Genomic DNA, 15,101 nt, shown 5'->3' with positions numbered 1-15,101 from the left:
TGTTTATTTGAGGTTATCTTGGAATTTCAATTGAATCAATAATCTGAGTGATTACTTGGTTTTGTTTAATACCCTCCATCTCACGCTCGGGGGCAAGAGAAACGCGGTGAGAAAGTACGGGAATAGCGGCTTGTTTTATATCCTCAGGGGTAACAAAATCACGATTATCAATAGCTGCAAAGCCCTTACTTGCATTTAATATGGCAATAGAAGCTCTGGGAGATGCCCCTAAGTATAAAAGGGAATTATCTCTTGTGGCTCCTACAATTTGAGCTATATATTGTATTAAATGTGGCTCAATTATTATCTGTTTTATAATTCTTTGGTATTCAATTAATTCTTGTTGAGTTAAAACACCGTTTACTAAATCTAATTTATTTTGATTCTCTAGGGAATGTTCTTTGTTTAATAGTTCAATTTCTTGGCTCAAGGTTGGATATCCAACTTGAATTTTAAATAAAAAACGATCTAATTGAGCCTCAGGAAGGGAATAGGTTCCCTCTTGTTCAATTGGATTTTGGGTAGCTATTACAATAAAGGGTTTTTCTAAGGTATAATTCTTCGAATCAATGGTGATTTGCCTTTCTTCCATGACCTCAAAAAGAGCAGATTGTGTTTTGGCTGGAGCTCGGTTAATTTCGTCAATTAGAACCATATTGGAAAATATTGGGCCCTTTTTAAACTCAAACTCATTATTTTTTTGATTGAATATTGAAGTTCCTAGAATGTCGGAAGGCATTAAATCCGGCGTGAACTGAATACGGCTAAAGTCAATAGTGATACACTTAGCTAGTAACTTAGCTATTAAAGTTTTTGCCACCCCTGGAACTCCTTCTAAAAGAATATGTCCTCCGGTTAGTAGGGCTACGATGATTTGATCGGTTATTAATTCTTGACCAACTATTACTTTTTGAATTTCATCGCGTATTTTTTGTACACTTTGTTGTAGATTTTTCAAATCTACCCTAGAGGTGAACTGTAAGTTTTCTTGATTTGAGATTTGGTCTTGCATGGCTCTATTTTTTAATCAATGATTTGTTGGGTTAATTTATTTAATTCAAGTAATAATTCCTTGTTACCAGTTTGTTTGTTTTGGTAGAATTGATTTACAAAATTTGTGAAGTTTTGTATATCCTGAATATTTTTAAGAGACTTTTTGGCTAATTGTTCCACAAAGTCTTGATTTAATTCCTGGGTTTGAATATAGTACTTAGTTCGTATTTTTTCTAAGGTATAAAAAATGCTTTTTTGCATAATATCCGTGTAGTCCTTGTTTTGAATATATAGGTTAGATATTGTTTTAACAAAATCAACACTATTGTTTCTCAAGGGACTAATAATTGGAATAATTTTCTGTTTTCGCTTGGCGGTAAATAAAGCAAATAAAAAGAAAGTTAGTAAGAATAATCGCCATGCCCATTTTAAAGCTGGATTTGCAAAAACAAAGCGCATAATAGAATCTGAATTGTGTTGATTTTGCGAACTTAGCTTATCGGGTTTAATAAAAAAATAGGTTGTTTGATTGGGTAAATAGGACAGTACACTTTGCGCATATAGGTGATTATTGCTTTGTAAAAGGAAATAGTTGGTAAATGCAATGGGATTTAATCCTAAAATAAGTTGTCCTTGTTTTAAAGGAACCAGAATTAAGTTTGGTTGCGATTTACCTTGGGAAATCTTGTTGCCTAAAACAGTTATTTTACTTCGTGCTGTATCGGGAATATCAAAATGATATGCATCAAAGTAGTCATAGGAAAAAACTTGGTTAGAAAGATTTTTATTGGTTAGTTGATAGGAGTTTTGATCTGTAGTTGAGTAATTATACTTTATTTGAATCATTAAAGTATCTGTTAGTGCATGATCTATATACGGCATTAATAACATTACGGTGTTTCCCTTTTCAATATATTGAAAAAGTCTCTTAGTAGTGGGCTTGTCAATATAGTCCAAAGGGCCTATCATCACTAGGTTACTTGGATTTAGGGTATCTATTATACCACTGGTTAGAAAACTGTAGAGATTATCGCTGGTTCGAATTATCGAATCATTTTGCATTATACCTTGTAATTCTTGATCTAAAATAAAACTACCGTATGGGATTTTATCTTCACGATGGTAGGTTTCAGACCAATTAATAGGTGGGGTTTGATTTAAATTAACTGCCAAGACAATACATGAGGTGATCACCAAAATAAGCAGTAATTTCTGGATGATGTTTTTCATGACTTATCGTGATTTAGAATTTTAATAAAACTTTGTTTGGCTAGGGTAAATTCCTGTAAGCTAATTGTTCTTTGGCCATACCAAATGTGGTTATATAAATAACAAATCTTATTAAAATCTTCTTTTAATAGCGGATCTTTAATCTGGGTTAAGTAAGCAGAGTTTGTTTTTTGAGTATTAAAACTCAGTACACCTTGTTGGTCTAAGTGCTTTACCACCCATAGATAATAAAGTCGTATAGCGGTTCTGTAATTGCCAGAGTCAACGCTCTGATTTATTAGAGTTTGTAAATCGGTTTGCTGTAAATTTGATTCAACTTGTTGGAAATCAATTTGAAAGTTTTTCGCTGTTTTTTTAAATAACCAATATATATCTTTGGATAAATAGGCTTTAATTAAATAGTATATTATTAAAAATAAACCTACAAAAGACAATACTCGCAAAAAGATATTTAAGTTAGACTTGCTTTGTGCATCTATATTAAAATCAAATAACTCCATTAAAAAGCGTTCTATACTTTTTTTGATTTTTGCCCAAGTAGATAATTGCTGCTCGGTGTATGAAAAATCAGGATCTGTTTTGTATTTATCTTTAAAATAGGGAGTGAATTTTCTTTGTTGTATCGCAGTGTTCTTGTCTGTTTTAAGTTCTAGATCATAGGTGTGTTTTATGGAAGGTGATGTAGCTTCTTGTAGATAAACAAGGGTGTCTTTATGTGTAAAGAGTTCTTGGTCTTGTGTGGGTATCTGTTTTTGCTTGCTTGGTATACTATCGGAGTGTTGCCCAGATACTAGGTTTTGTGCCAATAAGTTAAACGGTAAGCTATTTGACAATAGTTCACCGTAAAATAAAACACAGAAAATAAGTGCAAATAGGTTTTTATTCATTTTTTGAATTTCCGATTGATTCAATTAAATCTACCACCTGTAGGCTATCCCTTCTTTCTAGTTCACTAAAATAGACCATTCCTTGATTGACCATAAAAATGGTATAGATAATATAATTGGCAAAGGTGGCTATGGTCGTGACTATAATAAGGGCTAATTGCATAAGAATCCCCGGTGTTTGAAAACTGGTAGAATCTACGCCCTCTAAGATGGCTCCCATTTGTAAACCTTGTAGGGATAAGGCTGGAATCCCCATGGCTATGGTCATTAAAATTAGAATAATACAGTTGTTGGCTACAATGGATACGAAATTTTTTCGAATCATGGCGTAGGCAACTCTGTAGGATTCAAAAAACGAGCTTTTATTTAACGTATAGTCATAAAAAGCGAGAGAGAAAAACGAAATGGCTAACGGAAAAATAATTAATAATAATGGAATCCCAACAATTAAGAAAACCAAAAGGCCAGCTAAAATAAAGCTTAAGAAAATAAGGGGAGTTCCAAATAAGGAACTTAAAATAAAAAATCCAATTGTTCGTAAGGCGTTTTGTTTAATCAAAACCTTTAACTCTGGTGCGCCTGGTTGTTTAATTAAAGGGGTAGTTTGTGCTTTTAGCACAAAAACAGGATATAACCAGGTAACAATAGTTAGAATAAATCCAATGATTATCAAAACAATTATCGAGAGAATATTAATGGGGGAAAATACCTGGGATGATTCGTTAGATACCTGGGAGATTTGATTTAAAAAATTCAAGCTTGAATTAGTTACAACCTGATTTAATCCGATGGTGATAACCAATAACACACCTACTAGTTTTAGATAGTTGGTAAGAAACGTTTTACCTGATGTTTTAAAAAAATCAATGGTGTCTTGTAGGTAATCGCTAAAGGTTCTGACTTTAAAAATTGGAATCATTATCTGTTTGATTATAGAATGTTATGGTTATTATATGTTTTTTTCTAAGGTTTGATTATATAGGGCTTGTTGTGCTTTTTTGTTGACCTTAAAGGGATATATAAAAAAGTAGTAAATAACTACTCCTAGGGTAATAAAGATAATAAGATAATTAACCATATTGGGCATTATCTTGGCATATCTGGTTAAATATCCCTCGATTAATCCGGCAAAGATGGTAAAGGGAGTAGTTGCTATAAAAATCTTAAAAGAATCTTTAAAACTTATTTTAAAGGAGTTGATTCGTGAATAGGTTTTTGGAAACAAAATACTAGCTCCTAATACAAAACCTGTAAAGGCTTCAATAACCATAGCTGTTATTTCCATAGCTCCGTGTAGCCATATGCCTTTGAAACTCTCCCAAAATGAATTATGTGCTATAAAAAAATACTGAAATGAGCCCAGCATAATTCCGTTGTAGAGTAGAAAAATTAAAGTTCCCAGGCCTGCGAATATTCCAAAAAGGAAAAATCGAAGTCCTACATACAGATTATTAAAGGTAATTAAAATAAAGCTTCCCCAATTACTCCCGGATTGATATATTGCCATTGGATCTCCTTTTTCAATATTGTCTAAAGTGGTGTTAACATAGGAGTTTCCTAGTACAAGGCGAACAAATTCAGGATCGTGATAGGCTGATAAAACACCTATAGCTACGATGGATAAAAACAAAATAACCGTGAAAAATAAGTACGATTTATATTTATATATAAGTAGGGGAACTTCGGTTTTAAAAAAGTACAAAATTCTATTTTCTTCAATTCGTCTAGTTTTGTAAATTTTTTGATAAGTTTGCCCTGCTAAATTGTTTAAGTATTGCGTAACTTTACTATTGGGATAAAAGGTTTGTGCATAGCTAAGGTCATTCATAATTTGAATGTACATCAAGGCTAGGTAATCTGCAGACTCTGGGATGTTATTGTAAATAACTTTTTCGTAGGCAGCCCATTGTTCTTTGTTGGTCTTTATAAAAGAAACTTCTCGCATTTAAGTAATTTAACACAAAATTTATGGCTAATTTAATAATAAATACGACACAAAACATCCCAATATCATTTCAAGGAGCATCTTTAGGTAAGCGGATATTTGCGTTTTTATTAGATATGGTTTTTAAAATACTTTATTTAATTCTAATTGGTATTGTGTTTACTACTTTTATTAAACCCATAAAATTCGATGATGATTTTTCTAATGCAGCAGTAGCTATTTTATTTGTGCTTCCAGTTATTATCTATAGCTTTGCATTTGAAGTACTACTTCAAGGATATACTCCTGGAAAACGGATATTGCATATAAGGGTTATAAAAATTGATGGTTATCAGCCAAGTGTGGTAGATTATTTTATTCGATGGATTATGCGCATAGTAGATATATGGTCATTAACTGGCATTTTGGGCTTAGGTAGTATTATAGCCTCTGACAAGAACCAACGATTAGGAGATATGTTAGCTGGGACCGCAGTAATTAGTCAGCTTCCAATTAAAAACGGCTTAAATAGCACTATTTATCAAGAGGTAGAGAATAGTTACGATGTGGTGTACTTACAAGTTTTAAACTTAAACGACAATGATATAAGGATTATAAAGCAAGCTTATACAGCGTATTTACAGACCAATAATGAAAATTTACTACTACAGTTGGTTGATAAAATACAATCTACAATTAAAATTGACAAGCAACGCTATACAGACAAGGAGTTTGTTGAAGTAGTATTAAAGGACTATAATTATTTAACAGCAAGAGTTTAATTTTTTTCGAATTAATTTTTAATGACATTTTTTTACGCATTAGATTTATTGGGAACCTTGGCATTTGCCATCTCAGGAGCCCTAGCCGGACGCGAGCGTCAACTGGATTTATTTGGCATGACCATTTTGGCTTTTGCCACTGCAATTGGGGGAGGGACAATACGCGATATGATGATTGGAATAACCCCTGTTATGTGGTTACGCGATATGGGGTATTTTAGCGTTGTATTATTAGGTGTAGGAATGGCAATTTTGTTTTATCAACGTTTTAATATACTTCGATACTCTTTATTTTTATTTGACACCGTAGGAATAGCTGTCTTTACTTTAATTGGAATAGAAAGGGGATTAAGTGTAGGATTGCACCCGGTGATATGTGTTTCTTTGGGTACTATAACGGCTTGTTTTGGTGGGGTAATACGCGATATACTAGCCAATCAAATTCCGATTGTTTTTAAAAAGGAGATTTACGCTACGGCTTGTATATTGGGAGGAGGAGTTTACTTTTTATTATCTCATTTCCAAGTCAATCAGGATTTACTGTACATTAGTACCGCTGGGTTTATTATCATTGTGCGTATCTTATCGGTAAGATATAAGTGGAGTTTACCATTTGCTCATGATTAATTTTCAAAAGCAATATCTTTACATGATAAACAAGTGATACTTAAATAGATATAGGAAATGAATATAAACATACGAACCGAGCGTCCAAAAGATTATAAACAAGTAGAGCAATTGATTATTCAAAGTTTTAAAGATCAGGAGTTTAGTGATCATAAAGAGCATATGTTAGTTAATGCTTTACGAAATTCTCCTGATTTTCTGGATTGTTTGTCTATGGTATGTGAGATCGATTCACAAATAGTTGGTTATATATTATTTACAAAAATAAAGATTGTTAATCAAAAAAACAGTTATGATTCTTTAGCCTTAGCCCCGGTTTGTGTCTTACCAGAGTATCAAAACAAATCCATAGGTTCATTGCTTATAAAACAAGGTCATTTAAGGGCAAAGAAAATGGGTTTTAATTCTGTTGTTGTTTTAGGACATTGGCAATATTATCCAAGGTTTGGTTATAAAAAAACTAGTGATTTTGGGATTACCATGCCTTTTGATGTTCCTGCTGAAAATTGTATGATAATAGAATTAACTCCTGGTGGACTAACCAATGTAAGTGGAGAGGTAAGTTATCCAAAGGAATTTTTCGAGTAAAAAGATACTTTAAAACCAAAGTGCTTAACTACTTTTATTGCTTGATGTGTTTACATTAAAGAACCATATACTTTAAGACCTAGTAAAAATAGAAGCCGAACACCTGGTATTTATTTGTATAACTACAAGTAGTTTATTTATTTGCTAGGCTATTAGTAAAATGTGCAATAAGAATCAAAAAAGGTATTACTAAAAAAAGGCAATACCTTTTTTGATTTTGTTCTATACTTTGAACAAGTTTACATACTAGGCTTTATTGTCTTTTGCTGCAAGTTGACCCTTATCTTGGCTTTCTTGATTTTTTAATCGATTGGCTTTTTTATCGACAATAACAATACCTTTTTGCAACAATAAGCTATTTGGATAAGAGATACGCTCTTTATCTGTAGATAATAAAATGGTACAAAATGCTTTAATATCAATAATTTTACCTTCTACAGGAAAATCTTTGTCTTGTATTTTTATATCGTCTCCGATTCGAAATGGAAACGAGAAAAACAGCAGAATTCCAGCTGTTATGTTACTAAGTAAAGACCACTGGGCAAACATAGCAACTCCTATGACTGTGAAAACCGAAGTTAATGCAATCATTACTGATTCAGGATTAACCCCCCATATGGTAAGAAGTATGATAATAAGTACAACGGCCAGTAGTAAATTAAATAATCGTATTACCGTTTTTACCCTCCTTGCTTTTCTTTGCTCTTGCGTGGAAAATTTCATGATTAAAATAGAAATTAATCGCTTACAAGGATAATAAATCAGTAAGGTGATAATAGTTACTATTACTTTAAAAGTGAAAATGGATTCCATAGCTTATTATTTTATAAAATCTGTCAATTCCTTTATTAGTTCATAGGTTGGTAGACCTACTATATTGGTATACGAACCTTTTATTTCACTAATCCCCACAAGACCTATCCACTCTTGAATCCCATAGGAGCCTGCTTTATCATATGGTTTATAATTATCGATATAAAAGTTGATTTGTTGATCTGTTAACTCAGCAAATTGCACCGTGGTAACACAGTGAAATGTTTTGGTCTTTTTCAAGCTGCGAAGAACCACCGAGGTAAATACTTGGTGTTCATTATCACTTAAACTCTTTAACATCTCAAAGGCTTGTTGTTTGTTTTGGGGTTTACCTAGACTCTGATCCTTGTGCCATACGGTAGTATCACTGGTAATTAAAATCTGATTTTCTTTCGTAATGGTAATGGCTTTGCTTTTATTTAAAGCAATATGATCTGTTATCTGAAAACCTTTTAATTCACTTGGAAAAGATTCGTCAATATCGGCTGATTCAACAATAAAATCAAGTCCTAGTTCTTTTAAATAGCCTTGTCTTCTAGGAGAATTAGACCCTAGTATGATTTGATAATCTTTAAAGAGTTCTTGTAACATAAAAATTAATCTACTTGTGCATTAAAATGAGAAAACCATTTTTTTTGAGTTTTCATAACCTGTTCGATTACATCTCTAGCTGCTCCACGGCCACCTTGTACATGTGAGACATATTTGGCAACGGATTTAACCTCTGGAACTGCATCCACCGGACAAACCGGAAGTGCTACCTCTTGCATAACATGGTAATCCGGGATATCATCTCCCATATAAAGTATATTTTCAGGTTTGATATTATAAATATCGATAAATTCTTTGAAGGTATCTACCTTATTTGCCACTCCCATGTAAATATCGGTAACACCTAAATTACGTAGTCTAATTTTTACTCCTTGGTTGCTACCTCCGGAGATAATACAAACCGTATAACCACTTTCTATTGCAGCTTTAATGGCATACCCATCACGAATATTCATATCTCTTAATAGCTCTCCATCTTGTGTTACATGTACTCGGCTATCGGTTAAAACTCCATCTACATCGAAGATAAATGTAGTAATGTCGTTCATTAGTTCTTTAAAGTGTTTAGACATTATTTTTTGTAATTGATTTTGTTATTAATTCATAAATCTGTTTACTTAAAGGGTCTTTGATTAACTCTAAGTGTTTGTCGATTGTTTGTTGATCTTTTCGCATTGCCGGTCCGGTTTGTGCCGATATGGGATCTAAGGTTTGTGCCTTTATGGCTGTTTCTAAAATCAAAGGCTTTAGAATTTCGAAAGGTACTTTGTTTTGATCACATATTTGTTTTGCCAGTGTATACATATGATTACTAAAATTATTGGCAAAAACTGCGCTTAGGTGAATCACCTTTCTTTGTTCTGAGTCAATATCATAAACTCTTTGACTAAATTCTAAAGCTAATTTTTCCAAAAGTGCAAAATCATCTAAATTACTGGCCTCCAGGCAAAAGGGGATATTTTTAAAATCTACTTCTTTTTCTAAAGAAAAAGACTGAAGCATATAAAATACTCCTTTACGAGTAGTATTTTTAATAGCCTGCATACTTACCGTACCACTGGTATGAACCACAAAGGGGTTATCCAATTGGATCTGTTCACTAAGCTTTTCAATGGCATGATCACTTACAGCGATCACAATAATATCACAGGGTTCAAGTTTTGTTATATCACTAATAATTTTATCGCTACTAATTAGTTGCGATACCTGGTTGGGATTTCTTGCGTATATTTGCTTAATGCAAATATGATCTTTTTCTAAGATGGTTGAAATCAAGTGATGAGCAACTTTACCGGCTCCTAAAATACTGACTGTAATCATAAGGCTAAGATACAAATTTGACTGCGATTTATAGATGTATAAAATTAAAAAATAAATCATGAAAAAGGATATAGAAAACTTACAGGATATCACCAAATTAGTAGATACATTCTATGGAAGGGTTCAAAAGGATGATCTAATAGGACCTATATTTAATCAAAAGTTACAGGGTAGATGGCCAGAGCATCTTCAAAAAATGTATCAGTTTTGGCAAACGGTTCTACTAGAGGACTATACTTATAAAGGCAGACCATTTCCCCCACATGCTTCTTTACCAGTGGCTCAGGAGCATTTCACTAGATGGACTTCAATTTTCAATGAAACAGTTGATGGCTTATTCCAAGGAGAGTTAGCCGATCAGGCTAAGTGGAGAGGTGGGCAAATGGCAAAAATGTTCTTAAGTAAAATTCAATATTTTAAAGATGCTGGGACAAAACCACTTACTTAAATTTAAGCTCAAACTAAAGAAATGGCTTGGTATGAGAATAAAAAATAATCCCCAATTCATAAATATATCTGGATTGGGGATTGTTTTTTATATAAAACAGAATAATTTTTTCATGCAAAAACAGTTGCAATTATCGTTTTTCTGTTACTGTTTTTAAGTTTTAAACAACAGTACGATAGTTTAATATACCATGGGTTATTGCACAATTTTGGCCTCAATGTTTTTGTCAAAGATATTGACAAAAGCATCTTTTATAGTGCCGTCTTGATTTAAAATCATGGTTCTTTGGATTTTAGTGATAATCCATTTTTCTTTCATTTCTTTAAAGTCCGTACTTCTGAGTTTAATTAGATTAGGATCCGAGTAGGCTTGGATAAAATTTTTCCAGTCTTGCTGTTCTCCATCTATACAAACCGATATGACTTGTAGGTTAGGGTTGTGGTGTAAAATATGTAAAGCTCGTCTGTGGGCTCCCTCTGCGTGGGCAAGAGCGTTTTTACTCCAAACAAACATCAAGGTAGGTTTGGTGATTATTTTATTTATATTCACGTCTTCCCCTTGGGTATTGGTAAGGGCTACCTCTGGTAGTTTATTTTCATATTTCAGATTTTGAACCGCCTTTTGAATGGAAATAATTTCTTTGTGTTCACTACTATCGGTGGATAATTCAAAGTATCTTTCTAAAAACTTATCATTATTATTTAGGTTTTGGTCTTCTAAAAGGTAGATATAAGTGATATTATCTAATATGGTGTTTTTAACCTTTTTGTTTTGAATTAAAGTATCAACAATATTTAATTTTTCAATATTGTTATCCAATTTTGTCTCGGGATTAAAATCTATCTCACTTTCATTGATAATAGAGTTTAACATAATGGATAAGTAACGTGTATAAGAGGAGTATTGAATTAAATCCTCATTATTGTAATCTACTTTCTTTCTAAAGGCGTAGTAATCTACAGGTAAATCAGGTTTAATATTTTGCCCCGTTCTTATATAATGTGCAACTGGGTATATTTCTTTTTGAGAAAAGAAATGCAGATCTAATTTTGTTTTTGCATAAAGATCAAAACCAGCTTGCCAACCAATAATAGCTTTGCTTTTTAGATAATATGTGGTTCTAGCAGCGTGGGTAGAATCTATTTTTCGTATAAAGGCATCTACAGGTAGATCAAAGTTTTCGTATCTAGTTGTTTCATCCACTAGATTTCTAACTGTTAGATTCATTAAAAAGTTATTTTTCTCTGCACCTCGGCCTGTGAAAATTATCGAATGATCAAAATCTCTCGTATTTAAGCGTAAAGTAAGACTGTCATTTTTATCAAAGTAAACATATTGGTACTCTGGGGTATGTCTATAAATATACATACCAGGGGTTAGAGAGTCAAATTTTTTAGAGAATTTATTGTCTTTATCTAAAAATAAGGTATCCAATACCTGATTATCTTTACAAAAAAGAATGTAATTGGAATTAGGATTCATCACTTCCCCTTGTATATATGCACTGTAGTCATCGACAGAGAATTTCTTCTGACATGAGCAAACAAGCATAATAACAGGTATTAAAGCCAATAAGAAGTTATTTCCTATAAATTTAATATTCATTTTTTAAAAGCCTAAGAATGGTACAAGTTGGGTTTGTACTACCACTAGCAAATGTAAAGTTTAGTAGCTGTTTAAGTCGTTAACAAGCTGTTAAAAAACAAATAGAGCAATCAAGGCTGTAGTTTAATCCGTTTTTAAATTAAAATTTAGTAATTTTGCAGTCATTATAAATCAATATATAAAAAATGTTAACAGTTTCAAATCTGTCAGTTCAATTCGGTAAACGAATTTTATTTGATGAAGTTAATGTAACCTTTACGCAAGGGAACTGCTACGGTATTATCGGAGCTAATGGTGCTGGTAAATCTACCTTCTTAAAAATACTTTCCGGAGATATTGATCCTACTTCTGGCCATGTATCTTTAGAACCTGGAAAGCGTATGTCTGTTCTAAACCAAAATCACAATATGTTCGACGAATTTACAGTTTTAGAAACTGTAATGATGGGAAACAAAGATTTATATGCGGTTAAAACAGAGATGGATGAGCTTTACTTAAACTATACGGATGAGAATGCCGATAGAATAGGGGAGCTTCAAATGCGTTTTGATGAGATGAATGGATGGAATGCCGAATCTGATGCAGCTACTTTATTGTCTAACCTAGGTATCCAGGCTGATTTTCATTACACGCCAATGGCCGAGATGGATGCTAAATTAAAAGTACGTGTACTTTTAGCTCAAGCCTTGTTTGGTAACCCTGATTTGCTTATTATGGATGAGCCTACCAACGATTTGGACTTTGAGACAATTGGTTGGTTAGAGAATTTCCTTGCAAATTATGAAAATACAGTTTTAGTTGTGTCTCACGACCGTCACTTTTTAGATGCAGTTTGTACACATGTATCGGATATTGACTTTGGGAAAATTAACCATTATTCGGGGAACTATACTTTTTGGTATGAGTCAAGTCAATTAGCAGCTAAGCAAAAAGCGCAACAAAACAAAAAAGCTGAGGAGAAAAAAGCCGAGTTAGAGGAATTTATTCGTCGTTTTAGTGCAAACGTTGCAAAAAGTAAACAGGCGACTTCTCGTAAAAAGATGATTGACAAGCTAAACTTAGGAGATATTAAGCCATCTTCAAGAAGATATCCAGCAATTATTTTTGATCAAGAACGCGAAGCCGGTGACCAGATTTTAAATATCGAAGGATTAGCAGCCTCTATAGATGGTGAAGTTTTATTTAAAGATGTAGATTTAAATGTAGCCAAAGGTGACAAAATAGTTGTTATCTCGAAAGATTCACGTGCAACTACGGCTTTCTACCAAATATTAAATGGAAATCAAAACCCTGATGCAGGGAAGTTTGACTGGGGAATAACTACCATTCAATCTTACTTACCGGCTGATAACCATGAGTTTTTCGAAAACGATTTAACGCTAGTGGATTGGTTGCGTCAATGGGCAAAAACAGAAGAAGAAAGAGATGAGGTTTACGTTCGTGGGTTCTTAGGTAAGATGATTTTCTCGGGAGAAGAAGCCCTTAAGACCGGCCGAGTATTATCAGGAGGAGAGAAGGTGCGTTGTATGTTATCTCGTATGATGATGTTAAGAGCTAACGTATTAATGTTAGATGAACCAACCAATCACTTAGACTTAGAGTCTATTACAGCCTTTAATAACTCACTTAAAAACTTCAAAGGAACTGTTCTTTTCACAACCCATGACCATGAGTTTGCGCAAACAGTTGGAACTCGTATCTTAGAACTTACTCCTCATGGTGTAATTGATAGATATATGACTTTTGATGATTATTTGAGTGATCCAAAAATAAAAGAATTAAGAGACAAGATGTATTCCTAATACACATAAAATTCTAGTTTTAAAAAAACCACTTCTAGGCTATTTTAGTTTACAAGTGGTTTTTTTCTGTAGTGTCTGTACTTTTTTTAAAAAACAAAAAACAATCGATTTTGCTCGATAATGATATTTAGCTTTTTACTAAACAAACTTTTTGGCTTGTTTTTTTAAATAAAAAAAAGGAGCCTAGTAAAAAACTACGCTCCAATATTTTTTAACTCAGCTAAGAGCTAGTATTAATATACTCGTCTTACATTAACTGCATTAAGTCCTTTTTTACCTGATTCAATATCGTAAGTAACTTGGTCATCTTGACTAATTTGATCTTGTAGTCCACTTACATGTACAAAGATATCTTCATTACCATTTGTTATAAATCCGAAACCTTTTGCTTCATTGAAAAATTTTACTGTACCTTTTTCCATTATATATTCTATTTATTTGAATTCTTAAATTTCTTCTTTTTTTACTTGCAGAGCTTTAAATCCTCTTTCTGTTTTTGTTTTTGTAAATAAAACCCTATCATTAATCTTAACTGGGTTATTTGTGGTGCTATTGTGAAAGAAAATACTGTCGTTTGTTTGATCTTCTTTTATAAAACCAAATCCTTTTTCATTTAAGTGCGTTACCACACCATTGTAAAAAGTCTTTGTACTTACTTTCTCTGTTCTATCTTGTAGATGAGGTGGTATATCGGTTAAACGGCCATTAATATCTACATAAACAAACATTTCCTCTAAGGATTTACCTTTGTTATTAACTGTTTTCTTTAAATCTCGTTTTTCCTGTTTGATTTTCTTTTTTAATGCCTTTTTTTTATACCGTTCCTTTTTAGTTGATGATTCAGCCATTTTTTATTGTTTTAGGGTCGATTTTGCTTTTGAGATTTATTTCAAGAAGTTTATCGACATTCGTAAATTATTTTTTGTCTAATGAATGTAGCCTCATCAGTTGCTTGTTTGGCTAATTGTGCTAAAGATTAATTTGGCTCAATTAATTTAAAAAACCATAAAAGACCTAGTTAAATTATTTTTAATAGATAACTATTGTCTTGTAATACCTGTGTTACTAAGGGTGTTTTCTAATTGGTACTACAAGCTAGTGATTGCTTTATGCTATTGATTTTTATAAAAAAACACAGCATAAAATAATTTTAATGATTTGATTTAAAAGTATTTAAATTCTGTTTCTAATACTTTTTTAAATGTTTCTAAAAACAAACTGTTTTTTGAAAACAAGCTAGCTTAAATCCATTAACTTACCACAAAATAATTTATTTACTTACTTTTTAGTGAGATAGTTAGCTATAACAATTAGGTTACCTTTTTTAATGGTAGATAAGAATTATATTGCTAAGAGGTAATTAATAAAATACAGCGTGTTTTAGTTTTAAAAATTAGCTTTATTAATTACAATGATTTTATAAACTCTGCAGTGCAATAAAATAACTATACCCTTTTGGTACTTAAGTCGAATTGGTTTTATTAGGTACTCTTGCATATACAAGAATACTTTTTATCGCTACGGAAATTT

The 15,101-nt window shown here is 32.3% G+C and carries 17 protein-coding genes; 5 read left to right on the top strand and 12 right to left on the bottom strand.

Translation table 11 applies throughout. The annotated features are described in order from the left end of the window. Positions 1-13: 13 nt before the first annotated feature. From ACYSNV_RS08370 to ACYSNV_RS08350, 5 genes are read right to left on the bottom strand one after another with little or no spacing between them, the layout of a single operon-like run. Positions 14-1,012 carry an AAA family ATPase gene (locus ACYSNV_RS08370; RefSeq protein ID WP_461762117.1) on the bottom strand — a complete coding sequence of 333 codons (999 nt, stop codon included), beginning with the start codon at positions 1,010-1,012 and terminating at the stop codon, positions 14-16. Positions 1,013-1,023: 11 nt separating this feature from the next. Further along, positions 1,024-2,223, bottom strand: a complete 1,200-nt coding sequence (locus ACYSNV_RS08365) for a hypothetical protein (protein WP_461762116.1) — start codon at positions 2,221-2,223, stop codon at positions 1,024-1,026. Beyond that, complete coding sequence (locus tag ACYSNV_RS08360; protein ID WP_461762115.1) at positions 2,220-3,110, bottom strand: hypothetical protein; 891 nt, start codon at positions 3,108-3,110, stop codon at positions 2,220-2,222. Before ACYSNV_RS08360 ends, ACYSNV_RS08365 begins: the two co-directional genes overlap by 4 nt. Then, positions 3,103-4,029, bottom strand: coding sequence for a hypothetical protein (locus tag ACYSNV_RS08355; RefSeq protein WP_461762114.1), 927 nt, complete (start codon positions 4,027-4,029; stop codon positions 3,103-3,105). The genes ACYSNV_RS08360 and ACYSNV_RS08355 overlap by 8 nt, the downstream gene beginning before the upstream one ends. Before the next feature lie 30 nt (positions 4,030-4,059). Then, positions 4,060-5,055, bottom strand: a complete 996-nt coding sequence (locus tag ACYSNV_RS08350; RefSeq protein WP_461762113.1) for a stage II sporulation protein M — start codon at positions 5,053-5,055, stop codon at positions 4,060-4,062. A 23-nt stretch (positions 5,056-5,078) separates the two neighbouring features. Here ACYSNV_RS08350 and ACYSNV_RS08345 point away from each other — a divergent pair, with 23 nt between their 5' ends. The 3 genes from ACYSNV_RS08345 to ACYSNV_RS08335 are packed head-to-tail and all read left to right on the top strand — an operon-like array spanning position 5,079 to position 7,031. Continuing rightward, positions 5,079-5,816, top strand: a complete 738-nt coding sequence (locus ACYSNV_RS08345) for an RDD family protein (protein ID WP_461762112.1) — start codon at positions 5,079-5,081, stop codon at positions 5,814-5,816. A gap of 21 nt (positions 5,817-5,837) precedes the next feature. After that, a complete protein-coding gene (locus tag ACYSNV_RS08340; RefSeq protein ID WP_461762111.1) occupies positions 5,838-6,443 on the top strand; it encodes a trimeric intracellular cation channel family protein in 606 nt (201 codons plus the stop codon). A 57-nt stretch (positions 6,444-6,500) separates the two neighbouring features. Further along, a complete protein-coding gene (locus tag ACYSNV_RS08335) occupies positions 6,501-7,031 on the top strand; it encodes a GNAT family N-acetyltransferase (RefSeq protein ID WP_461762110.1) in 531 nt (176 codons plus the stop codon). 246 nt (positions 7,032-7,277) lie between these two features. Here the strand turns inward: ACYSNV_RS08335 and ACYSNV_RS08330 are convergent, their stop codons facing one another. The 4 genes from ACYSNV_RS08330 to ACYSNV_RS08315 are packed head-to-tail and all read right to left on the bottom strand — an operon-like array spanning position 7,278 to position 9,716. Then, entirely contained in the window at positions 7,278-7,844 is a 567-nt protein-coding gene (locus tag ACYSNV_RS08330) for a mechanosensitive ion channel family protein (protein ID WP_461762109.1), read from the bottom strand. 6 nt (positions 7,845-7,850) lie between these two features. Then, positions 7,851-8,435, bottom strand: coding sequence for a Maf family nucleotide pyrophosphatase (locus tag ACYSNV_RS08325; RefSeq protein WP_461762108.1), 585 nt, complete (start codon positions 8,433-8,435; stop codon positions 7,851-7,853). 5 nt (positions 8,436-8,440) lie between these two features. Beyond that, complete coding sequence (locus tag ACYSNV_RS08320; RefSeq protein ID WP_461762107.1) at positions 8,441-8,968, bottom strand: KdsC family phosphatase; 528 nt, start codon at positions 8,966-8,968, stop codon at positions 8,441-8,443. After that, on the bottom strand, positions 8,961-9,716 hold the full coding sequence (locus tag ACYSNV_RS08315) for a Rossmann-like and DUF2520 domain-containing protein (RefSeq protein WP_461762106.1): 756 nt from the start codon (positions 9,714-9,716) through the stop codon (positions 8,961-8,963). Before ACYSNV_RS08315 ends, ACYSNV_RS08320 begins: the two co-directional genes overlap by 8 nt. A 58-nt stretch (positions 9,717-9,774) precedes the next feature. On the opposite strand from ACYSNV_RS08315, the gene ACYSNV_RS08310 reads away from it, so the two are divergent. After that, entirely contained in the window at positions 9,775-10,164 is a 390-nt protein-coding gene (locus ACYSNV_RS08310) for a group III truncated hemoglobin (protein ID WP_461762105.1), read from the top strand. 195 nt (positions 10,165-10,359) lie between these two features. On the opposite strand, the gene ACYSNV_RS08305 is transcribed toward ACYSNV_RS08310, so the two are convergent. Then, entirely contained in the window at positions 10,360-11,769 is a 1,410-nt protein-coding gene (locus ACYSNV_RS08305) for a TlpA family protein disulfide reductase (RefSeq protein ID WP_461762104.1), read from the bottom strand. A 185-nt stretch (positions 11,770-11,954) separates the two neighbouring features. Here ACYSNV_RS08305 and ACYSNV_RS08300 point away from each other — a divergent pair, with 185 nt between their 5' ends. Then, on the top strand, positions 11,955-13,571 hold the full coding sequence (locus ACYSNV_RS08300; RefSeq protein WP_461762103.1) for an ABC-F family ATP-binding cassette domain-containing protein: 1,617 nt from the start codon (positions 11,955-11,957) through the stop codon (positions 13,569-13,571). Between the two features lie 233 nt (positions 13,572-13,804). On the opposite strand, the gene ACYSNV_RS08295 is transcribed toward ACYSNV_RS08300, so the two are convergent. Both ACYSNV_RS08295 and ACYSNV_RS08290 read right to left on the bottom strand, forming a co-directional pair. Next, the gene (locus ACYSNV_RS08295; protein WP_461762102.1) at positions 13,805-13,993 is read right to left on the bottom strand and encodes a cold-shock protein; all 189 of its coding nucleotides are present in this window, start codon (positions 13,991-13,993) and stop codon (positions 13,805-13,807) included. A 24-nt stretch (positions 13,994-14,017) separates the two neighbouring features. After that, positions 14,018-14,419 carry a cold-shock protein gene (locus ACYSNV_RS08290; RefSeq protein WP_461762101.1) on the bottom strand — a complete coding sequence of 134 codons (402 nt, stop codon included), beginning with the start codon at positions 14,417-14,419 and terminating at the stop codon, positions 14,018-14,020. Between the last annotated feature and the right edge of the window lie 682 nt (positions 14,420-15,101).

The sequence above is a fragment of the Myroides sp. LJL119 genome (genome assembly GCF_054871605.1).
This window is presented reverse-complemented; position numbering and strand designations above follow the sequence as displayed.

What these genes read in the sequence shown, in the direction of transcription:
- ACYSNV_RS08370 (WP_461762117.1), bottom strand. Translation starts at nt 1,012, where the DNA reads ATGCAAGACCAAATCTCAAATCAAGAAAACTTACAGTTCACCTCTAGG.
- ACYSNV_RS08365 (WP_461762116.1), bottom strand. Translation starts at nt 2,223, where the DNA reads ATGAAAAACATCATCCAGAAATTACTGCTTATTTTGGTGATCACCTCA.
- ACYSNV_RS08360 (WP_461762115.1), bottom strand. Translation starts at nt 3,110, where the DNA reads ATGAATAAAAACCTATTTGCACTTATTTTCTGTGTTTTATTTTACGGT.
- ACYSNV_RS08355 (WP_461762114.1), bottom strand. Translation starts at nt 4,029, where the DNA reads ATGATTCCAATTTTTAAAGTCAGAACCTTTAGCGATTACCTACAAGAC.
- ACYSNV_RS08350 (WP_461762113.1), bottom strand. Translation starts at nt 5,055, where the DNA reads ATGCGAGAAGTTTCTTTTATAAAGACCAACAAAGAACAATGGGCTGCC.
- ACYSNV_RS08345 (WP_461762112.1), top strand. Translation starts at nt 5,079, where the DNA reads ATGGCTAATTTAATAATAAATACGACACAAAACATCCCAATATCATTT.
- ACYSNV_RS08340 (WP_461762111.1), top strand. Translation starts at nt 5,838, where the DNA reads ATGACATTTTTTTACGCATTAGATTTATTGGGAACCTTGGCATTTGCC.
- ACYSNV_RS08335 (WP_461762110.1), top strand. Translation starts at nt 6,501, where the DNA reads ATGAATATAAACATACGAACCGAGCGTCCAAAAGATTATAAACAAGTA.
- ACYSNV_RS08330 (WP_461762109.1), bottom strand. Translation starts at nt 7,844, where the DNA reads ATGGAATCCATTTTCACTTTTAAAGTAATAGTAACTATTATCACCTTA.
- ACYSNV_RS08325 (WP_461762108.1), bottom strand. Translation starts at nt 8,435, where the DNA reads ATGTTACAAGAACTCTTTAAAGATTATCAAATCATACTAGGGTCTAAT.
- ACYSNV_RS08320 (WP_461762107.1), bottom strand. Translation starts at nt 8,968, where the DNA reads ATGTCTAAACACTTTAAAGAACTAATGAACGACATTACTACATTTATC.
- ACYSNV_RS08315 (WP_461762106.1), bottom strand. Translation starts at nt 9,716, where the DNA reads ATGATTACAGTCAGTATTTTAGGAGCCGGTAAAGTTGCTCATCACTTG.
- ACYSNV_RS08310 (WP_461762105.1), top strand. Translation starts at nt 9,775, where the DNA reads ATGAAAAAGGATATAGAAAACTTACAGGATATCACCAAATTAGTAGAT.
- ACYSNV_RS08305 (WP_461762104.1), bottom strand. Translation starts at nt 11,769, where the DNA reads ATGAATATTAAATTTATAGGAAATAACTTCTTATTGGCTTTAATACCT.
- ACYSNV_RS08300 (WP_461762103.1), top strand. Translation starts at nt 11,955, where the DNA reads ATGTTAACAGTTTCAAATCTGTCAGTTCAATTCGGTAAACGAATTTTA.
- ACYSNV_RS08295 (WP_461762102.1), bottom strand. Translation starts at nt 13,993, where the DNA reads ATGGAAAAAGGTACAGTAAAATTTTTCAATGAAGCAAAAGGTTTCGGA.
- ACYSNV_RS08290 (WP_461762101.1), bottom strand. Translation starts at nt 14,419, where the DNA reads ATGGCTGAATCATCAACTAAAAAGGAACGGTATAAAAAAAAGGCATTA.